At 69.9% G+C, this 19,921-nt stretch carries 17 protein-coding genes; 12 read left to right on the plus strand and 5 right to left on the minus strand.

The annotated features are described in order from the left end of the window. Positions 1-145: 145 nt before the first annotated feature. Together B118_RS0125305 and B118_RS0125310 are read left to right on the plus strand one after the other, a co-directional pair. Positions 146-1,429 (plus strand): citrate synthase, encoded by a 1,284-nt coding sequence (locus B118_RS0125305; protein WP_018219917.1) that lies wholly within the window; start codon positions 146-148, stop codon positions 1,427-1,429. Positions 1,430-1,605: 176 nt separating this feature from the next. Further along, on the plus strand, positions 1,606-2,472 hold the full coding sequence (locus B118_RS0125310) for an NmrA family NAD(P)-binding protein (RefSeq protein ID WP_028193685.1): 867 nt from the start codon (positions 1,606-1,608) through the stop codon (positions 2,470-2,472). A gap of 162 nt (positions 2,473-2,634) precedes the next feature. On the opposite strand, the gene B118_RS0125315 is transcribed toward B118_RS0125310, so the two are convergent. Next, positions 2,635-3,489: a TrmH family RNA methyltransferase gene (locus tag B118_RS0125315; RefSeq protein WP_018219915.1), complete on the minus strand. Its 855-nt coding sequence runs from the start codon at positions 3,487-3,489 to the stop codon at positions 2,635-2,637. A 32-nt stretch (positions 3,490-3,521) separates the two neighbouring features. On the opposite strand from B118_RS0125315, the gene B118_RS0125320 reads away from it, so the two are divergent. After that, on the plus strand, positions 3,522-3,800 hold the full coding sequence (locus B118_RS0125320; RefSeq protein ID WP_018219914.1) for a DUF6069 family protein: 279 nt from the start codon (positions 3,522-3,524) through the stop codon (positions 3,798-3,800). Positions 3,801-3,821: 21 nt separating this feature from the next. On the opposite strand, the gene B118_RS0125325 is transcribed toward B118_RS0125320, so the two are convergent. Together B118_RS0125325 and B118_RS0125330 are read right to left on the minus strand one after the other, a co-directional pair. Beyond that, positions 3,822-5,300 carry a glutamate-cysteine ligase family protein gene (locus B118_RS0125325; RefSeq protein WP_028193686.1) on the minus strand — a complete coding sequence of 493 codons (1,479 nt, stop codon included), beginning with the start codon at positions 5,298-5,300 and terminating at the stop codon, positions 3,822-3,824. Between the two features lie 166 nt (positions 5,301-5,466). Then, positions 5,467-6,015 (minus strand): hypothetical protein, encoded by a 549-nt coding sequence (locus tag B118_RS0125330; protein ID WP_018811349.1) that lies wholly within the window; start codon positions 6,013-6,015, stop codon positions 5,467-5,469. 137 nt (positions 6,016-6,152) lie between these two features. On the opposite strand from B118_RS0125330, the gene B118_RS0125335 reads away from it, so the two are divergent. The 3 genes from B118_RS0125335 to B118_RS0125345 all read left to right on the plus strand — a co-directional run bounded on the left by B118_RS0125335 (position 6,153) and on the right by B118_RS0125345 (position 9,865). Further along, positions 6,153-7,277, plus strand: coding sequence for a baeRF2 domain-containing protein (locus B118_RS0125335; RefSeq protein WP_018219911.1), 1,125 nt, complete (start codon positions 6,153-6,155; stop codon positions 7,275-7,277). Positions 7,278-7,408: 131 nt separating this feature from the next. Further along, positions 7,409-8,803 (plus strand): hypothetical protein, encoded by a 1,395-nt coding sequence (locus tag B118_RS0125340; RefSeq protein WP_028193687.1) that lies wholly within the window; start codon positions 7,409-7,411, stop codon positions 8,801-8,803. Between the two features lie 207 nt (positions 8,804-9,010). After that, positions 9,011-9,865 carry a SigB/SigF/SigG family RNA polymerase sigma factor gene (locus B118_RS0125345; protein ID WP_018219909.1) on the plus strand — a complete coding sequence of 285 codons (855 nt, stop codon included), beginning with the start codon at positions 9,011-9,013 and terminating at the stop codon, positions 9,863-9,865. A gap of 45 nt (positions 9,866-9,910) precedes the next feature. On the opposite strand, the gene ctaD is transcribed toward B118_RS0125345, so the two are convergent. Next, positions 9,911-11,908 carry an aa3-type cytochrome oxidase subunit I gene (ctaD, locus tag B118_RS0125350; RefSeq protein ID WP_027645538.1) on the minus strand — a complete coding sequence of 666 codons (1,998 nt, stop codon included), beginning with the start codon at positions 11,906-11,908 and terminating at the stop codon, positions 9,911-9,913. 244 nt (positions 11,909-12,152) lie between these two features. Here ctaD and secA2 point away from each other — a divergent pair, with 244 nt between their 5' ends. Continuing rightward, positions 12,153-14,444, plus strand: coding sequence for an accessory Sec system translocase SecA2 (secA2, locus tag B118_RS0125355; protein ID WP_028193688.1), 2,292 nt, complete (start codon positions 12,153-12,155; stop codon positions 14,442-14,444). Positions 14,445-14,611: 167 nt separating this feature from the next. Continuing rightward, entirely contained in the window at positions 14,612-15,352 is a 741-nt protein-coding gene (locus tag B118_RS0125360; RefSeq protein WP_018826884.1) for a GAF and ANTAR domain-containing protein, read from the plus strand. 59 nt (positions 15,353-15,411) lie between these two features. Here the strand turns inward: B118_RS0125360 and B118_RS0125365 are convergent, their stop codons facing one another. Next, positions 15,412-16,359, minus strand: coding sequence for a DUF3500 domain-containing protein (locus tag B118_RS0125365; RefSeq protein ID WP_018811343.1), 948 nt, complete (start codon positions 16,357-16,359; stop codon positions 15,412-15,414). 394 nt (positions 16,360-16,753) lie between these two features. Between B118_RS0125365 and B118_RS0125370 the strand changes: the two genes are divergently transcribed. The 4 genes from B118_RS0125370 (at position 16,754) to B118_RS0125385 (ending at position 19,910) form a co-directional block, all read left to right on the plus strand. Beyond that, a complete protein-coding gene (locus B118_RS0125370) occupies positions 16,754-17,248 on the plus strand; it encodes a winged helix-turn-helix domain-containing protein (protein ID WP_018219904.1) in 495 nt (164 codons plus the stop codon). 182 nt (positions 17,249-17,430) lie between these two features. Further along, positions 17,431-17,829, plus strand: coding sequence for a TraR/DksA family transcriptional regulator (locus B118_RS0125375; protein ID WP_018219903.1), 399 nt, complete (start codon positions 17,431-17,433; stop codon positions 17,827-17,829). A 432-nt stretch (positions 17,830-18,261) separates the two neighbouring features. Beyond that, complete coding sequence (locus B118_RS0125380; protein WP_018811342.1) at positions 18,262-18,567, plus strand: hypothetical protein; 306 nt, start codon at positions 18,262-18,264, stop codon at positions 18,565-18,567. Between the two features lie 8 nt (positions 18,568-18,575). Continuing rightward, positions 18,576-19,910, plus strand: coding sequence for a cupin domain-containing protein (locus B118_RS0125385; RefSeq protein ID WP_028193689.1), 1,335 nt, complete (start codon positions 18,576-18,578; stop codon positions 19,908-19,910). Positions 19,911-19,921: the final 11 nt, after the last annotated feature.

Here is a 19,921-nt window from a genome sequence, read left to right on the forward strand (position 1 = left end):
GTCGGCGTTTCCTGGGCCGGGGGCCGGGAAATGGGTGACGCATCCCTCACCGGCGAACCACCGCGGGCGGTGTCCTGGGAAGCACGAATACGGTAAAGCGAAGGAAATTCAACGAAGAAGACCTGTCGGCGAAGCGAGGACGCACATGACGGAAGTCAAGCTCGATCACCCCGGTGGGCAGCTGTCGATGCCGGTGAACACGGCGATCGAGGGTCCCGCCGGCATCGGGGTCAGCCAGCTGCTCAAGCAGACCGGGATGACGACCTATGATCCTGGCTTCGTGAACACCGCCGCCTGCTCGTCCGCGATCACCTACATCGACGGCGACGCGGGGATCCTGCGCTACCGTGGCTACCCGATCGAGCAGCTGGCGGAGAAGTCCTCCTTCCTGGAGGTCTCATATCTGCTGATCTACGGCGAACTCCCCACCCAGCAGCAGCTGATCGAGTTCACCGAGCGGATCCGGCGGCACTCGTTGCTGCACGAGGAGATGCGCCGGTTCTTCGACGGCTTCCCCCGGGACGCGCACCCGATGGCGGTGCTCTCCTCGGCGGTCAGCGCCATCTCCACCTTCTACCAGGACAGCCTTGACCCGTTCGACGACGATCATGTGGAGATGTCGACGGTCCGGCTGATGGCGAAGGTGCCGACCATCGCCTCGTACGCCTACAAGAAGTCGATCGGCCAGCCGCTGCTCTACCCGGAGAACTCCCTCGGGTACGTGGAGAACTTCCTCCGGATGACCTTCGGCGTGCCGGCCGAGCCGTACGAGGTTGACCCGGTGGTGGCTCGGGTGCTGGACATGCTGTTCATCCTGCACGCCGACCACGAGCAGAACTGCTCCACCTCGACCGTACGGCTGGTGGGTTCCAGCAACGCCAACCTCTTCGCCTCCGTCTCGGCCGGGGTGAACGCCCTCTTCGGTCCGCTGCACGGCGGTGCGAACCAGGCCGTGTTGGAGATGCTGGAGACGATCCGCGCTGACGGTGGCGATGTCCGCTCCTTCGTGCGGCGGGTCAAGGACCGGCAGGCCGGTGCGAAGCTGATGGGCTTCGGCCACCGGGTCTACAAGAACTACGACCCTCGGGCCGCCATCGTGAAGAAGGCCGCCCAGGACGTGCTCGGTCGGATGTCCATCTCGGACCCGATGCTGGACCTCGCGATGGAGCTGGAGGAGATCGCGCTCGCCGACGACTTCTTCGTCTCCCGCCGGCTCTACCCGAACGTGGACTTCTACACCGGCCTGATCTACAAGGCCATGGGCTTCCCGACGAAGATGTTCACGGTGCTGTTCGCGCTGGGGCGGCTCCCCGGCTGGATCGCCCAGTGGCGTGAGATGATCAAGGACCCGGAGACGAAGATCGGCCGTCCGCGGCAGATCTACACCGGTGCCGCCCAGCGCGACTACGTCAACCTCGAGCAGCGCTGAGCGGAGTGGACTCTCGCTAACCTACCCAGCCGGCAGTCGTTGACCCGTGGTTGGTGTCAGTGACTGCCGGCTGTCGGCGGATGTCGGGACTGCCGGACACCCGTGAGCTGGCCGCAGCTCGGCGGACACCCTGCCCGAACTGGCGTGACTGTACAGACATATGCGTTAATTTCGGGATGTCTTATATCGTGCATGGCGCTACTGGCGCCCAGGGTTTTCCTGTTCTGTCCGCTCTCCAAGCGGCGGGCCGGCGCGCAGTCGCGGCGGTGCGGGACGTCACCACGGTGCCGGACGGATTCGCCTCGGCCACGGTCGACCTGGCGGACGCCGACTCGTTGGCGGCGACCTACACCGGTGCGGACGGTGTGTTCGTCCACCTTCCGTTGGGGGCGCCGACCGATCTGGGAACCTACGCCAAAGCGGTCGCCGCGGCGGTCGCCACGGCCCGACCTCCCCGACTGGTCATCTCCACCAGCGGTCAGATCGTTGACCAGCCGGGGACGCCGCTCCAAGCGGCGCCGGAGACGCCGGTCGTCCAGCTCATCCGGGACATCGAGGCGAGTGGCGTCCCGACGGCCGTCGTTGCTCCGCGCCTTTACCTGGAAAATCTGCTACTGCCCGTCGTCATGGGGCCCGTACGTGCGGAGGGGGTCCTGCGCTATCCGCTTCCGGAGAACTACGCCGTGTCGTGGAGTTCCCACCTGGACGTCGCGGACATCGTCACCCGGCTCCTGACCGACGCGACCGTTACCACCGGTACGGTCGCGGTCGGGCATCGACCTGGGCTGACGGGGGCGGACCTGGCCGCGGGATTCTCCACCTACCTGGGGACGGACGTGCGCTACGAGGCCATCACACCGGCCGCGTTCGGCGATCTCATCACCCCGCTCTTCGGTGCCGGTGCCAGCGCCGGCGTGGTGGGCCTGTACGAGCTGTTGAACGCCCAGGCCGGGAACACCATCGCCGAGGAGAACAGCGCCCAGCGGCTGCTTGGTCTCGCTCCACGTTCCGTCACCGACTGGCTCACGCAGGTACGCGCCTGAGTCGACGCGGTGGCGGAGTCCCGTCGCCCCTCGGCTTGCCGGGCCTGCTGTACCACCCCGCCCCGCAGCGGTGACATCCGCTGGCGGGGCGGGGCGCGGAGCGCGCGATCGCGTCCTTGTGGCAGCACGAGTGCTGCTGGTCGCGTATCTTGTCGCCCGCCGCTACGGGCGTGGTTGAGCCATCCCGCCGGCGGCCGACGCTGATCGTTGCCGTGCGGCCTCGTACAACACGACGGTCGCCGCGGCGGCGGCGTTCAGGGAACTGGCGGCGCCGGTGATCGGGATCTGAAGCGTACGGTCGCAGGACTGCCGCCATGCCGTGCTGAGTCCGCGCGTCTCGTTCCCCACCGCGATGAGCTTTGGGCCGGTGAGGTCGTGCGCGGCGATCTCCACCGCACCGTTTTCGTCGGTGCCGACGATCTCGATGGGGATGCGGGCAGCGCGCAGCGAGTCGGCCCAGTCCAGCACCGCACGATGGCTCGGCACGCGCACCACCGGCACGGTGAACAACGACCCGGTACTCGCGCGCACGGACTTGGGATCGTAGGGGTCGGCCGCATGCCCGGTGATGACCACGCCAGCGGCTCCGAACGCATCCGCGGACCGAACCAGCGAACCAATGTTGCCGGGAGCGGTCGGTCGGTCGAAGGCCATCACCAGCATGTTGGCCGAGTGCGGTATGCGCTGCAGTCGGTCCTCGGGGAGCCCGACCACCGCGAGTAACTCTGGTGGCTCCTCGTCCTTGCCCCCGAGCTCACCCAGCAGCTCCGGCGACACCGCGACCGGGCTGGCCCCGCCGACCCGGTCCAGCAGGTCTCGACTCCATCGGGAGAGGCTCTGCCCGGCGGGATACAGCAGGGCACGGACCTGCCAACCGTGCTCGACGGCGAGGGTGATGGGCCGGACTCCCTGGACCACGAATTCCCCCGCACGCTGGCGTTTGGTGCGATTGGTCAGCAGGGCCTGCCACTGCTGAAAGGTCGCGTTTCGGGTGCTGACCCTGATTGTTCTCGCCATGTGCTCAGTGCCTCCTCGCTGCGCCCACCGTCGTGGAGGCGGTCTCACTCGGCGCCGTCGTCCTCACGTCCCTGTGCGCGTCGCTGGTGGGCTGGGCCCTCCGGGCGGTACTGGAGCGACTCACCCGAGCCGCCCGTACGGCCTGGACGGCGATCGCCCTGAGCGTACTGGTCATCTCCTACGGCGGCCCGCTGCTCGGCACCGGCATCCCCACCGGCTCCCGGATCACCCTGGCGCTGATGCACACCACTGTCGCGGCGGTCCTCATTGCCGTGTTACGCAGCACCTCTCCGAGAGTCGCTGGCCGGTGATCCGAATTCGACCGGGATGGGTCAGGGAATGGGCCACTCGTGGGCCGGTCGGTTGCTGTGCATCAGGTCCACGTAGTGGCGGAGCACCTCGCGCAGCGCCTCGGGCCGGCTCAGGCGGTCGGCGGACTCCAGCCGGTTCAGGGTGGCCACCTGCCAGCTCGCCCCGTTGCGGCTGGTGAGACAGCGCTGCTCGATGATACCGAGCAGCCGATCCCGCTCGACTGGGTCCATTCCCCAGCGGTCCAGCCCGTGGTGGGCCAGCGGCAGTAACCGGCGGAGCACCAACTCGGTGACGGGTAGGTAGCCGAGGCCCGGCCAGAAGACCTGCGCGTCGATGCCGTGTCGGGCGCAGGTGGTGAAGTTCTCCTCGGCGGCGTTGAATGACATCTGCGACCACAGCGGCCGATCGCTCTCGGCCAGCGCGCGGACGAGGCCGAAGAAGAATGCCCCGTTGGCGATGGTGTCCACCACGGTGGGTCCGGCCGGTAGCACGCGGTTCTCCAGCCGCAGCCGCGGCCGGCCCGCCAGGACGTCATACCTCGGCCGGTTCCACCGGTAGATGGTGCCGTTGTGCAGGCGTAGCTCGCCCAGTTGCGGCACGGCGCCAGCCGCGATCGCCTCGACCGGATCCTCCGGGTCGCAGACCGGCAGCAGCGCGGGGAAGTAGCGGACGTTTTCGTCGAAGAGGTCGAAGACGGTGCTGATCCAGCGTTCCCCGAACCATACTCGGGGACGGACACCCTGTGCCTTGATCTCCTCCGCGCGAGTGTCGGTCGCCTGCTCGAACAGCGGGATCCGCGTCTCCCGCCACAGCTCCCGGCCGAAGAACAGCGGTGCGTTGGCACCCAGGGCCACCTGGACGCCGGCGATCGCCTGCGCCGCGTTCCAGTAGTCGCCGAACTGGGCGGGGCTGACCTGGAGGTGGAACTGAGCGCTGGTGCAGGCCGCCTCTGGAGTGATGGTGTCCGCGGTGGTCGTCAGTCGCTCCACGCCGTTGATGACGATTGGCAGATCTTCGCCCCGAGCGGCGAAGATTTGCTCGTTGAGTAGTTCGAAGCGGGGATTCGCGGAGAGCGCCGCAGAGGTGAGGTGTTCCGACCGTAGCGTCGGCAGGATGCCGATCATGACGAGACGGGCGCCGACGGTGCGCGCCCGGGCATCGGCGGCGTTCAGGCGCTCACGCAGCGTCTTCTCGAACTCCAACGCCCCGGTACCGGCGAGCCGCAGTGGAGCTACGTTGATCTCCAGGTTGAACTGACCCAGCTCGGTCTGAAAGTCTGGGTCGGCGACCGCGGCCAGCACCGCGGTGTTGCGCATCGCGGGCCGGGACATGTCGTCGATCAGATTGAGCTCGATCTCCAAACCGGTCGTCGGCCGATCCACATCGAACCGGGAGTCTGGTAGCAGGTCGGCGAAGGCGTGGAGGCAGCGACGGAGCTTTTCGCGATATCGGGCTCGATCCGCACGGTCGAAGGTCCGCACGTCAACGTTCTCGCCCATGGTCACCGCCCTGTCACCGCTGGTCCGTCACCTGACAGTCGCACAGTGTGTCCAACGGCGAAAGACCTGTTGGTTTCTCCCACCCCACCGGTGGGCCGCGACAGGTATCCGTCGATCCAGGCGGCGCCCCTGCGGCCGCGTGGACAGAGCGGGTACCGGGGCCGGTTCAGAGCAGGCTGGCACCGGCGGCCACCGCGGCCAGCAGCAGCAGGCCCAGGCTGGCCTGGAGCAGGAGCGGCGGCCCGAGATGCGACCAGAGCGTCGCCGTACGCGGGGTGAGTGACTGTCCGGTGGTGAGGTTGACGATCCGCTCGATCTTCGGCGGAAGCTCGGAGTCGCGCTGGCGGCGTAGGGTGAGTTGCACGTGGTCGGCCGGGTGCAGGGCACTCTGCGGCAGGTGTCCGTGTAGCTCGACCTCGCACAGCCGTCCGGCGGAGTCCCGCAGCCGGACAGGGGTAACCAGGAACTCCGGCCCGTTCCGAAGCTCCTTGAAGGTGCGCCGACCGCGGCCGGAATCGGCCGCCGCGAGCTGCTGGAGCAGGGCCATCAGCATTCTGACCACGCCGGCTGCCACGAGCACCGCCACCAGCACCGGCTGGCCCACCCGTACCTCACGCGGGTAGCCCTCGAGTAACCGGACGATTCGCCCGGTGACGATGCGCGCCGTCGGATGCGTGATCCGTGGGGTATGTAGGTCGCTGTCCATCGCCACCACCCAGGGTTGATCTGTTCCCCGATGGTATCGGCCGGTGTGGGTGAATGGGGGGAATGAACGTCGATCACGTGTCGTGGGTCAGGTGACAAGTCAGCTGGCACGGGTAACCGCAGGGTCGAGCTGGAAAGGGGTCGCGCATGCAGCTGTCCTTCCTACGCCCGCTCTATGATCGACCGGGCCCGTGGTGTTCGGTTTACCTGGATGCCTCAGCCGACACCGAGGACGCCCACGCCGCGCTGGACCTGCGCTGGCGCGCGCTCCGGGACCGCCTTCAGGAGCAGGGGGCCGACCCGGCGTCGATCGAGGCGATCGATCGGGTGGTGCGGGGTCATGATCCGATGCCGGGTGACTACGGCATCGCGGTCTTCGCCAGCCACGGTCGGGTGGCCCTGTCGGAGTACCTGTCCGCCCCGCCGCTGCGGGACATCGCCACATTCGCGTCGCTGCCGCACGTGATGCCGCTGCTGGCCCAGCGGGGCGAGCAGGTGGCCTGGGTGCGGGTGATCGCCGACCGGACCGGAGCGGACGCGATGGCGGTCAGCGCGGGGGGCGTGCCCCGGCACGCCCAGGTTCGGGGCCGGCAGGACTACCAACTGCGTCGCGTGCGGCCGGGCGGTTGGTCCCAGTCCCGCTATCAGCGGGCTGCGGTGGAGGCATGGCACCGCAACGCGGGGGATATCGCCGCCGCCGCCGCGGAGCTGGCTGAGAAGGTGCGCGCCGACGTGGTGGTGGTGTCCGGAGATGTGCGGGCCACCGGTGTGATCGCCGCGCAGTTGCCGGAGCGCTGGCAGGAGGTGCTGGTCCGTACCGATGCCGGCAAGCGGGCCGACGGCGCCGACCACACCCAGTTGGATGACCTGACCGTGCAGACCATCGCCGAGGTGGCCGACCAGCGGATCAGTACTGCCCTGGACCGTTTCGGCGAGCAGGAGGAGGTCGGTTCCGGGCTGGACGCGGTGGTCTCCGCGCTGCAGCGAGACCAGGTCGAGAACCTGCTTCTCGTGGACGACCCATCGGCGACGGGAGAGTTGTGGGTCGGGTCGGATCCCACCCAACTCGCCACCGATCCTGAGCAGCTGTCTGCCATGGCGGTGCGGGACCCGGAGCAGGTACGCGTCGATGCCGCCCTGGTGCGGGCGTTGGTGGGGACTGACGCGGAGTTGACCGTCCTCGGCCCCGAGGAGGCGCCGGAGCTGACCGGCGGGGTGGGTGCGGTACTCCGGTACGTCGATGCGGCCACGCCGGGGCGGGACGGCGAGTGAGGTCCCGCCGCCCATCCGCCGGGGTTACCGGGAAATCCCGATGAGTAGGGGATGCCCAGTTTGAACCCCATCGGGGTGGGAAGCCGGGCTGCGTGGTTAGTGAACGAGGAAGGGCCGGGCCGGCGCACGGGGTGCGCGCGGGGCGCGCCGACGGGCTGACCGGCGACCGCGTCGTGGCCGCCGGCAGTGCGGCCCGGACCCTGGTCGCGGCCATCGCCCGGGCCCTACGCGGCACCGACTGTGCCGACCTGGGGCATCCCAGAGGGATTTCTCGTCTCAGCGGGGCACCCGAACCGATCCGGCGGGCAGCGGCTGCCCGAGCCGCCGGTCGGGTCGCGCTGACCGTGGGGCAAGCCGCCGATGTGGACGCAGATCAGGTGGCCCGTTGGTTCGCCGACCAGTATCCCCGCCGCCGCTATCCCGGGATGCTGCTCGGCTCCCCGCACGGCGCGGCGGCCCACCTCGCGGTCGCGCTCGGCATCCCGTGGCTGCCCACCGGCTTCGAACTCAGTGTGCACTGGCCGCAGGGGGCGGTGGACAGGCCGCCGGCCGCGCTCGATCACGGTGCCGCACTGGCCGCACGATTGCTGGTGGGCAACCCCGAACTCCACGTCCGGCAGGTGCACTGCCCGGCCAGCCGCGGTGCGCTGGCGGGGGCGACCGTCGCGCTGGCCGCTCGCTGGCGCTGGCTGCCCGCGGCCTACCTCCAGTTGCTGGCCGATTGCCTGGAGCCCGGAGCGCCGGTGCTGCTGCTCTGTGACGCGCGTACCTGGCCGGTGGTTGGCTCCGCCCCCGGGCACAGCTTCCAGGTCGGCTCGCCGCGTAGTGGGTTTGATCCGGTGGATTTCCACCCGGACAGTCCCGCGTTGCGTCAGGTGCTCCACGCGGCCGGAAGCGACGGCGCGCGGTGGTGCCCGCCGACGGTGGCGGGGGTGCCCCGCCTGGCCGAACACGGGGTGGAACCCGGGTTCGAGCAGTCCGTTCGGGATTGGGGTTCGGTGCACCGGCATCCGTCGCATCAGGTACTCGTGCCCGAGCCGGCGGTGTTGAGCGCGCTGACCGCGGACCTGTACCGCCACTGGTTGCGCGCGGCCGGAAAGACCGGCAACCGGCTGATCGTCGAGTGCGGCCGACTGCTCGACCCGTGGCAGGTGGTTCGGGCCGGCATGGTGCCCTACTGGTGCGAGAACGCCACCCGGCGCAGTGTGGAGGGGGTGGAGTGGTGGCTCGCCGGCAGCGAGCCGTTCAGCTCCGTGGATGTGCTGCCGGAGCCGCCGGGGCTACGGTCACCGGCGGTCGCCGGGCTGCCTCAGTGGCTGGCTGTGGCCGGCTTCGGCCGTCGTCGGCGGGCTCTGGATCGGTCGGCGACCCGGGGTTACCCGGTCACCTCGGTGCCGACGCGTCGGGCCACCGAGGTGCTGCGGGCGCAGTCGTACGACCTGCCGGCGCCGTCGCCGATGACCGTTGCGGCAGCCCTTGCGGCACTCCGCGACGGCGGCTTCCCGCAGGGCCTGCTCGTCTCCTGACCCGGACGTGCCGAAACATCCTCGCGAACCCTGGGTCCCGTGATTGAGTACCTACGGAGCGGGAACACCGCTGGCTGCGGCGGCCGGATCCTGCCGGCGCCCACTGGCGTCCCAGCCACGAAACCCACTTCCGACCCGGTGCGTGGGGTCACCACGCGCACGACCGGTTTGCCAAATCCGGGCGGGACCTTCCTGAGGGAGGCGCGGATGTTCGGACAGACCACCACAAGTACTCCGTCACCGACCGAGCGAGGCCTGGAGGACCTCGACGCGGCAGCACTGGCGTACGCGGCCCGGATCGAGGGGTTGCCGCCCCACCGGTGCCAGGAGGCCCGGGACGATCTGGTCCGCTTCGCTCTGCCGTTCGCCGGACGACTGGCCCGTCGGTATCGCGGGCGGGGCGAGCCGCTGGAGGACCTGGAACAGGTCGCGCGGCTCGGGCTGGTGAACGCGGTGGATCGGTACGACCCGGAGCGGGGCTCCTTTACCGCGTATGCGGCGATCACCATCGTCGGCGAGATCAAGCGCCACTTCCGGGACCGTACCTGGGGTGTGCACGTGCCCCGCCGGTTGCGTGACCTCATCCTCGAGGTTGGCCAGGCCACCGCGGCGCTGACCAGCGAGCTGTCTCGGGCGCCAACGGTGGCGGAGTTGGCGGCGCGATTGGAGACGCCGGAGGAGGAGATTCTCGCGGCGCTGGAGTCGGCTGCCGGCTACAGTCCGGCGTCGCTCAACGCCCCGGTTGGTGGCGAGAGCTCGGCCGAGTTCGGCGACCTGGTGGGCGAGTCCGACAACGCGCTGGAGTCGGTGGATGATCGGGTCACCGTGAGCGGTCTGTTGCATCGGCTGCCCTGGCGGGAACGGCGGATCCTCGCCATGCGTTTCTACGGCAACCAGACCCAGGCGGAGATCGCCGCTCGCTTTGGCATCTCCCAGATGCACGTGTCCCGGCTACTGTCCCGGGCGCTGACCTGGCTGCGACAGGCGATGCTCGCCGACGCGCCGCCGCCGTGGCAGAACGGCGTCACCGAGGCGGAGACCGGCCGTCCCCGAGCCCGGTAAGAGCGGGACGGTTGCTGGGCGGCTGTCGGCGGGCGGCGGACCGGCTCAGTTCTCGGTGCTGTCGCCGGGTCCACGGGGATGGCGCCACCGGTCGTTCGGCTCCTGTGGGGTTTCGGGGTCGGTGGTCTCCTCGGGCTCGTCGGTCTCCTCGAAACTCGGTCGACGCACATCCTCCGGCTCCGGCACCTCGACCGGCCGCGCCCCGGACCGCGGCGCGGGGTGGTAGGCCACCGCCTCACGTGCGCCGACGGCGCCCTCGGCGCTGGGTGACTCGGGCAGGTGCGGCTCTCGGTGCAGTTCGTCGCGGAGCTTCTGCGGTGGCCGGGTGGTGCGTTGCGGCAGATCACGGCCGAGGTTGGCGACGAGAGGACCGTACTTGGCGTCGAAGGCCGGGCGCTCCGACCGGATCCGGGGTATCTGGTCGAAGTTGCGTAGCGGCGGTGGACAGGTTGTCGCCCACTCCAGGGAGTTACCGAAGCCCCATGGGTCGTCCACGTTGACCACGGGTCCGTACCGCCAGGACTTCCAGGCGTTCCAGATGAAGAACAGGGTGGAGGCGCCGAGTACGAACGACGAGACGGTGGAGATCGTGTTCAGGGTGGTGAACCCGTCGCCGGGCAGATAGTCGACATACCGTCGGGGCATTCCCTCGTTGCCCAGCCAGTGCTGGACCAAGAAGGTGCCGTGGAAGCTGAGGAACATGGTCCAGAAGTGCGCCTTGCCGAGTCGTTCGTCGAGGAGCCGGCCGGTCATCTTCGGAAACCAGAAGTAGATTCCGCCGAAGAAGGCGAAGACCACCGTACCGAAGAGCACGTAGTGGAAATGCCCTACCACGAAGTAGCTGTCGGTCACGTGGAAGTCCACCGGTGGGCTAGCCAGCAGCACCCCGGTGAGACCGCCGAACAGGAAGGTGACCAGGAAGCCGATGGAGAAGAGCATCGGTGTCTCGAAGGTGAGCTGCCCCTTCCACATGGAGCCGATCCAGTTGAAGAACTTCACCCCGGTCGGTACGGCGATCAGGTAGCTCAGGATGCTGAAGAACGGCAGTAGCACCTGACCGGTGCCGAACATGTGGTGTGCCCAGACGGCCATGGACAGCACGGTGATGGCACCGGTGGCGAACACCAGTCCGGTGTAGCCGAAGACGGGTTTGCGGGCGAACACCGGGATGATCTCGGTGATGATCCCGAAGAAGGGTACCGCGATGATGTAGACCTCGGGGTGGCCCCAGAACCAGAACAGGTGTTGCCAGAGCAGTGGTCCACCCGTGACCGGATCGAAGACGTGTGCCCCCAGCAGCCGGTCGGCGAGCAGGGCGAAGAGCGCGGCGGCCAGCAGGGGGAAGACCAGCAGGATCAGGAGGCTGGTGAAGAGCATGTTCCAGGTGAAGATCGGCATTCGGAACATGGTCATGCCGGGGGCGCGGAGAGTGACGATGGTGGTGATCAGGTTGACCGCGGTGAGGATCGTCCCGACACCGCCGAGGGCGAGTCCGACCAGCACCATGTCGGGACCGATGCCGGGGGAGTGTTCGGCCTGGCTCAGTGGCGTGTAGGCGAACCAGCCGAAGTCGGCGGATCCGCCCGGGGTCAGGAAGCTGCCGAAGAGCAGCAGACCGCCGAAGAGGAAGAGCCAGTAGCCGAAGGCGTTCAGGCGGGGGAACGCGACGTCCGGCGCCCCGACCTGGATCGGGACGATGTAGTTGGCCATCCCCAGCGCCGCCGGGGTGGCGAAGAGCAGCAGCATCGCGAGGCCGTGGGTGGTGAACAACTGGTTGTACTGCTCGGGAGAGAGGAACTGGAGCCCGGGTCGGGCCAGCTCGCCGCGGATCAGCATCGCCTCGAAGCCGGCCAGCACGAAGAAGACGAAGGACGTGATCAGGTAGAGCAGGCCGATCTGCTTGTGGTCGGTGGTGGACAGCCATCGGGCCAGCGTGCTGCCGGGTAGCGCCGGGCGTCGCGGGCCCGGGTAGCCGCCAAAGCGCGCCGGCGCCAGGATCGCCGGACCCCGGTCCCGTGGTTCCGTGGTGACCCGCTTGGGCATGGACCCTCACCCCGCTACGACAGATGGGACGGGCGCGGCTACCCGCCCCTCTGACCATGAAACCAGGCGAGAGGGATTATTCCGGCTAGAGCGGTATTTTCGTTCCCCGGGGTGCTGCGGTGTCTTCTCCCGCCCCGGACCGACCGGCCACCGGTGGCGGACCGCCACCGGCGGCGCTCGTGGACGCCGCCAACGGGCCGGGCGGGCCGCTCAAGATCGGTCCGGTCGCGTACCGTTGCCGCTCATGGGTGTGTCGCAACGGTTGAAGAGCAGGTTCCGCCGGTTCCTCCAGCGCCCCGGGACGACAGTCGATCTCGCAACGCTGGAGAAACTCCTGCCCGCCATCGAGACCCGGGGCGAGGAACTACGGGCTCTCGACGATGTCGAGGTGACCGAGGTCGCTGGCCGGGCTGAGGACTACGCGGAGATCTGTGCGGTTGGCCGCGAGGCCGCCCACCGCGGATTGGACCAGCGGCCCTACGATGTGCAGCTGCTCGGCGCGATGGCGTTGCTCTCCGGCAAGGTCGCCGAGATGGCCACCGGTGAGGGTAAGACCCTGACCGCGGCGGTCGCCGCGTACGGGCATGTCCGCCTCGGCAACGGTCCGGTGCACGTACTGACCGTCAACGACTATCTGGCCCGCCGGGACGCCCAGTGGATGCAGCCGGTCTATGACCTGCTCGGCCTGACCGTCGGCTGGGTCAACGAGGCGTCCACCCCGGAGCAGCGACGCGCCGCGTACGCCTGCGACGTCACGTATGTGTCGGTCAGCGAGGCGGGCTTCGACTACCTGCGCGACCAACTGGTCACCGACATTGAGGACCGGGTCCAGCCGACGCTGCGTACCGCGATCGTGGACGAGGCCGACTCGATCCTGATCGACGAGGCCCGGGTACCGATGGTGCTCGCCGGAGCGGTTCCCGGCGAGCAGGATCCGCTGCACACCGCCGCGGCGTTGATGCGTGGGCTGCGCGAGGGCCGGCACTACACGGTGGCCGAGGACGGTCGCAGCGTCGCCTTCACCACCGACGGCCTCGGCGCCGTCGAGGCCAAGCTCGGCATCGACCTGTATGACGAGGAGCAGGTCGCCCAGCTCTCCGCGGTGAATGTGGCGCTGCACGCGCACGCCCTGCTGCACCGCGATGTGGACTACATCGTGCGGGACGGCACGGTTGAGTTGATCGACGAGATGCGCGGACGGGTGGCGCAGCGTCGCCGTTGGCCGGATGGACTACAGGCGGCGGTCGAGGCCAAGGAAGGGCTCGACGCCACCGCCGAGGGGGAGGTGCTCGGCACGATCGCCGTGCAGGCGTACATCGGGCTCTACCCGACCGTGTGCGGGATGACGGCGACCGCGGTACTGGTCGGCGAGCAGCTACGCGAGTTCTTTGATCTCGAGGTGGCGGTGGTCCCGCCGAACACGCCGTGTGTCCGCGAGGACGAGCCGGACAGGATCTACGCGACCCGGGCGGAGAAGGAGGAGGCGCTGATCGACGAGATCCGGCGCAACCACGAGCGGGGACGGCCGGTCCTGGTCGGCACCCTCGACGTGAAGGAGTCCGAAAGTCTGGCGGCCGGTCTCGACGCTGCTGACGTCCCCTGCATCGTGCTGAACGCCAAGAACGACGACGAGGAGGCGGCGATCATCGCCGAGGCCGGCGCCTACGGCGCGGTCACGGTCTCGACCCAGATGGCCGGCCGGGGCGTCGACATCCGGCTCGGCGGCAGCGATCAGGCGAACCGGGACCGGGTGGCCGAGCTGGGTGGCCTCTACGTGATCGGCAGCGGCCGGCACGACAGCCGTCGGGTGGACGACCAGCTGCGTGGGCGGGCCGGTCGGCAGGGCGACCCGGGTGGGTCGGTCTTCTTCGTCAGTCTGCAGGACGATCTCGTGGTCCGGCACGCCGGTGACACGGTGCCGTCGTCGCCGCGGATGAACGCCGACGGCCTGGTCACCGACCCGCAGGTGGATTACGCCGTGGAGCACTCCCAGCGGGTCGCGGAGGGGGTCAACCATGAGATCCACCGCAATACCTGGCGCTACAGCGTGGTGGTGGAGCAGCAGCGCAAGGCGTTGGCGGAGCGGCGCGAGCGGCTACTGACCAGTGATGTCGCCGCCCTGATGCTGCTCGACAAGGTCGCGGACCAGGCCGGCGAGATGGACGAGGATCTGCTCGCCCGGGCCGCCCGGTCGATCGCGTTGTTCCACCTGGACCGGCTCTGGGCCGAGCACCTCGCCGAGCTCTCCGAGGTCCGCGAGGGCGTGCACCTGCGGGCGTTGGGCCGGTTGGACCCGCTTGACGAGTTCCACCGTGCCGCGGTGCCCTCCTTCAACGAGCTGGTGCCGGAGATCGAGCGGCGCACCATCGAAACCTTCACCGACACGGAGTTCGACGAGGACTGGGAGCCGGACGAGGCCAAGCTGGTCCGGCCGAGCGCGACGTGGACCTACCTCGTGCATGACAACCCGTTCGGTTCGGAGCTCGACCGGCTGATCGCCTCGGTGGGGCGGCGGCTCAGCTCCGGATCCCGCTGATTCGTCCGGAGTGTTCCGGTATCCTCCGGCTCCGGAGGCCGCCCACTTTGGGTAGTTTCGACCCCTCCCCGTGGGGTAGTAGGCCGGGGCCGCGGAGTCGGTGCGGACGAAACTTCGGCGTCCGGTGGTGGGATGGGCAGCGCATGGCGTGATGGAGGTGGGGTCTGGTGAACCTGGAGATGCGGGAGTCGGTCGGGGGGACGCTCGGCGTCCTGGAGACCGCGGGACTGCTCCGGGAGCTGACCGCCGGGCTGATCGGCGCGAGCGACCTTGATGCCGCGCTGACCGTCCTCGTCCGGATCGCCCGGGACGGCGTCGCGGGGGTCAACTGGTGTGGGTTCACCTCCCTGCGCGCGGGGGAGCCGGCCGGTGCGGTGGCCTCCGATCACCGGCTCGCCGAGCTCGACGACCTGCGGCACGGGCCAGACTCGCCGGCCATGGCGGCGATCGGGCGACGGGAGCTGGTGGTCGTGGAGCGACTGAGCGTCGAGACGCGGTGGCCGGACTGGACCTGGCGTGCCCGTCGGCTCGGGGTGTCGGCCGTGATCTCCGCGCCGGTCGATATCGACGAGCAGGTGATCGGCGCGCTCAACCTCTATGCGGGGGCTGGGGAGGTGCTCACCCCCCGGCACCAGCTGACCGCGATGCTGGTGGCCGACCACGCCGGTCTTCTGCTCGCCGCGGTACGGGATCGGGCGCGGGCGGTGACCGAGGCCGGTCAGGTCGACGTGGCGCTGCTCGGCGAGAGCGTTGTCGGGCAGGCGATCGGTGTCGTCATGACCCAGCGGGGGTGCCGGGCGGAGGAGGCCGTGACGGTGCTGCGCAGCGCGGCGTCCTCGCTCGGGATCCCGCTGCGGGAGGTGGCCGAGCGGTTGGTTACCACGGTTTCGCGGCCGCGCGACAACTAGCCGCGCCAGAGCCGGCCACGCGTTGGGTGCGGGCTGTTCCGGCGGACTCGCCGCGGGTTTCAGTGGGCGGCCCGGTGGTGGGCGGCCAGCAGGTCGGTGCCGAAGTCACTGCTCGGTCGGCGAAGCACGGTGTGGGCGTGGTTGCCGTCGTCCGCGGTGTTGTCGTACTCGATCAGCAGGTCGTCGCCCTGCACGCGGTAGTAGTGGCGCTGCCCCGGCCAGCTCGGTCCAGCCCAGGCGAAGTGCATTGGGGACCCGGCGAGCCGACGGGCCTCCCGGGTTGCCAACTCTGGCGGGAGCCGTTCCAGGTAGAGGGCGACGAGTTGGTCCAACAGGGCCCGGCCGGTGGGGTTCAGCCGGTCAGCGGAGACGCCGAGGGGAGCCATCGGGGTGTCCACGTGCGGTCGGGTCGCGCTGATGATGTCGGTGGGGGCCGCCTCGGCGATGATCGCCGCCGTCCGTAGCTGCGGGCTGAGGGCGTCCAGCAACGCCCGGCCCAGGTCCTCCTCGGGGCCGAGCGGGCGGGTGACCGGCCGGCCGGCCCACCGGACGGCGGCCGGGTTCGCCCCGAAGAAGACCGGAGCGGGGGAGATCTGGTCGGCGACGATGGTCATGCTGATCGACAGGTGGTGCCCCTCGACCCGCCACCCCCACGCCTCGTCCTGGATCGGGTCACCGAAAACCGCCACCCAGTAGTCGTCGCTGTGTCGGCCGCGCCGCCACCCCTCGGCTCGGTCGAGCACCTCCTCCAGCCCGATAATCGTTACCGCCTGCGCGTACGCCGACGGGCTGAGGGCGGTCGCCAGTAGCCGATGGGTGGCTTTTCGGGCAGCGCGGGGTAGGTCGGCCAGGCAGACGCCGGGCCGGGGCCGGGGCCGGTATTCGATCCAGCGCCGCGCCCCAAGGTCGTCGAACCGGTGGGTCGCCCGGGTGCTTTCCGGCTCGTTCAGGGCGGCGAGCAGCGCCGCCGCGGCGGCGCGAAACTGCTGGGAGAGCGAGTCCTCCACCCTTCCGTTATACCCCGTCGGAATGTGGCGACACGGCGGTGGGGCAACGGACTGGTGAATGTGAATGCGGTGGGGACCCCCGGATCAGGTCCTCGCAGCGGTTCTGCTGTAATCAGTTGACCTCGTACGCAGAGCGAGCATCCCGCTTCGATGTGTAAGTCGATTGTCACATTCATGCAACGCAACTGCCCCTTGACCGCTGAACGGGTGCCGGGAAGCATCGGTAAAGCGGCGTCCCGGGCCGTTGGGGAGATACCCGGACCAGCCAAGGAGGACCATGTCGGTCAGCCCCGCTTCGTCGCGCGCCGGATGGCATTCGTCCCAACCCGCTGTTCCCGGTCGCCCGCCGGGTGGCCAGCGCCGTCCCACCAACACGGTTCCCCCGGTCCTCACGGTGACCCTGTCGATCCCGTTGGCCAGCGACGAGGCGCTGAATCCAGCGGCTCGGCGGTTACTGGACGCGGCCCGAGAACTGATGGAGGGTGGAGACAGCACGGTCACCATGACCGGCAACGGGTTCTCGGACCGCCGGGCGGAACCGGTCCCGGCTGGCCGGTCGCCAAGCCGGTCGCTCGCCCCCACCATCCCCACCCTGCACATCCTCGCCTCCTCTCGGTCCGTGCTGCGCGACGGCGAGCCGTTGTCGCTGACCCGGCTGGAGTTCGACCTGCTGTTGCACCTGGTTGCCCATCCCCGCCGGGTCTTTACGCGGCTACAACTGCTCAATGCGGTCTGGGGCTACGAGCATGCCGGGGTGCGCACGGTGGACGTGCACGTCCGCCGGCTGCGGGGCAAGGTCGGCGTGGATGTCCCCCTGGTCACCACCGTCTACGGGGTCGGCTACCGGCTCGCCGATGACGCCCGGGTGGCCATCGACCGCAGTGGTTGACGGAGGCCATCACCCGCGCTGGTGTTCTCTGCCTGCCGACGGGCCCGGGTAGCCGGTCGGGCGGCGGTTTGGTCCGTGGCGGTACGGGGTATTCGGTCGGCTCACACACGGGTCGTCAACCCGTGCAGCGACGACCAGCCCCGGTCCGGTGGACCGGAAGGCCCTCAGGAAGGCAGGCAGAAATGCTCGTCCACGACCCGGTCGACACGCCCCGACCCCAGGCGGAAGCCGATCAGATCCGGCAATCCCTGCAGGCCCGCTACGACGAGCTCGCCGCCGAGTATGAGCAGGCTGTGCTGCAGAGTCAGGTGCTGCGCCTGGTCGAGGTCGGGGACACCGCGGGCGATGACCAGGCCGACAGCGGCACGAAGACCGCGGAGCGGGACACCGCGCAGTCCCTGTTGCGCACGATCCTCGACCGCCGGGCACAGTTCGAGCACGCCCTGACCCGGCTGGAAGAGGGCACCTACGGCTTCTGCGAGGGCTGTGGCGCGGCTATTCCGGTAGAGCGGTTGGAGATCTTTCCATCTGCGACGACCTGCGTTACCTGCAAACAAACTCGGGAGCGTCGCGCGGCCTGACGCGCCGTCGTCGCCAGGGTGGCACGGCCGGAGCGGACGGAGGTGGCGGGAAGGTGACGCTGCAGACGAGAACGGAGCGCGGTCGGGGCGTCGTTGTCCACGTCGTCGGGACGCCCGGCGGTTGGCGAGGGGCACCCCGGGGGCCCGGCCGGGTCAGCCCGATACGACAACGCCGCGGCCCGGTGGGTCCCCCGCGGCGAGACGACGATGGCCGGTGGGAGCCCGACGCTCGGGGGTGGAACGACAGCTGAGCAGCCTTACCCCACCCGTCTGCCTTCCCGGGTGGCAGGGTTCGGACCCGGGCCGTTGACCGGCGAACGCCAACGTGGCAGTCCGGCGACGGCTACCGTGTGGTGGGGAGGGCTGGAGGTGGGGTACACCCGCCGTAGGACGGACCCCGGCGTTCGGACGGGGCACAGTCGAGGAGCACCCATGGCACTCAACGACGACGACATGACGACCTCCGGCGCCGGCCGCGCGGAGGGTCCGGCTGATGGAGGGGCGACCCCGGGTCAGCATGACGGTGGTGCCGACGGTAGCGCGGAGGGTCCGGCTGACGGTGGGGCGACCCCGGGTCAGCATGACGGTGGTGCCGACGGTAGCGCGGAGGGTCCGGCTGACGGTGGGGCGACCCCGGGTCAGCATGACGGTGGTGCCGACGGTAGCGCGGAGGGTCCGGCTGACGGTGGGGCGACCCCGGGTCAGCATGACGGTGGTGCCGACGGCAGCGCGCGCTGAACGACGCGGTGCCGTACCCCGACTCGCCGGGCGGCCGCGGTCGCCCGGCACTCTCGTTCGCCCCCGAGGAGCCCGAGCGAACCGTGGCGTCGGCGCTGGCCCGGTGCGTCTCCGTCGATCCGGCGAGGTTCGCCGCCGTGCACTGGGGACAGACGCCGCTGCTGTCCCGCGCCGACGAGTTGCCCAACCAGAGCGGCTTCTGCGACCTACTCAGCCCGGCCGACGCGGACGAACTGCTCAGCCGGCGCGGCTTGCGCACCCCGTTCCTGCGGGTGGCGCAGGACGGCGTGTTGGTGCCGGCGACCCGGTACACCGGCGGCGGGGGCGCGGGCGCCGAGATCGCCGACCAGGTTCTCGACGAGAAGGTCCTCGACCTGTACGCCGGCGGCGCCACCCTGGTGCTGCAGGGCCTGCACCGCACCTGGCCGGCACTCATCGACTTCACCCGGGAACTCGGCTGGGCGCTCGGGCAGCCGTTGCAGGTCAACGCCTACCTCACTCCTGCCGGCAGCCAGGGATTCGCCACCCACTACGACACCCATGACGTCTTCGTCCTCCAGGTCGACGGTGCGAAGCACTGGCGAATCCACCCGCCGGTGCTTGCCGATCCGCTGGAGCGGCAGCCGTGGGGCGGCCGGGCCGACGAGGTCTCCGCGACCGCGACAGAGGCCCCCACCCTCGACGTGCTGCTCGCCCCCGGCGACGCGCTGTACCTGCCCCGTGGCTGGTTGCACAGTGCCAAGGCCCAGGAGCGCAGCTCACTTCACCTGACCGTCGGCGTTCGGGCACTGACCCGATACACGCTGGTCGAGGAGCTGCTCGCGCTCGCCGCCGAGGAGCCGCGGCTGCGGGCCACCCTGCCGTTCGGGATGGACATCTCCGACCCGGAGGCGGTGGAGCCCGAGTTGACGGAAACTGTGCAGGCGCTGCAGGACTGGCTGCGCCGCGTCGATCCAGCAGCGCTCGCCGCCCGGCTGCGGCAGCGCGCCTGGCCGGCTGCCCGGCCGGCTCCGCTGCAGCCCCTTGCCCAGACGGCCGCGTTGGACGCGCTCGATCCGGACAGCCGGGTCACTCCCCGCCCGGGCCTGCGGTGGCAGCTCACCCCGGTGGGAGAGCGAGTGACGCTGCGGGTCTTCGACCGCGCCATCACCCTGCCGCAGATGTGTGCCCCGGCCCTGCGCGCGTTCCTCGCCGGGGAGGTCAGCCGGGTTGGGGACCTGCCCGGCCTGGCCGACGACACCGACCGGGTCACCCTCGTGCGCCGCCTGCTCCGGGAGGCGGTCGCCGTACCTGCCCAGGGCCACGGTCCGAACCGGCCCGATGGGGGCGCGGCGGGTGACTGACGCTGTCGCGA

Origin of the sequence: Salinispora pacifica CNR114 (genome assembly GCF_000514775.1) — a bacterium.
Classification (GTDB): domain Bacteria; phylum Actinomycetota; class Actinomycetes; order Mycobacteriales; family Micromonosporaceae; genus Micromonospora; species Micromonospora pacifica.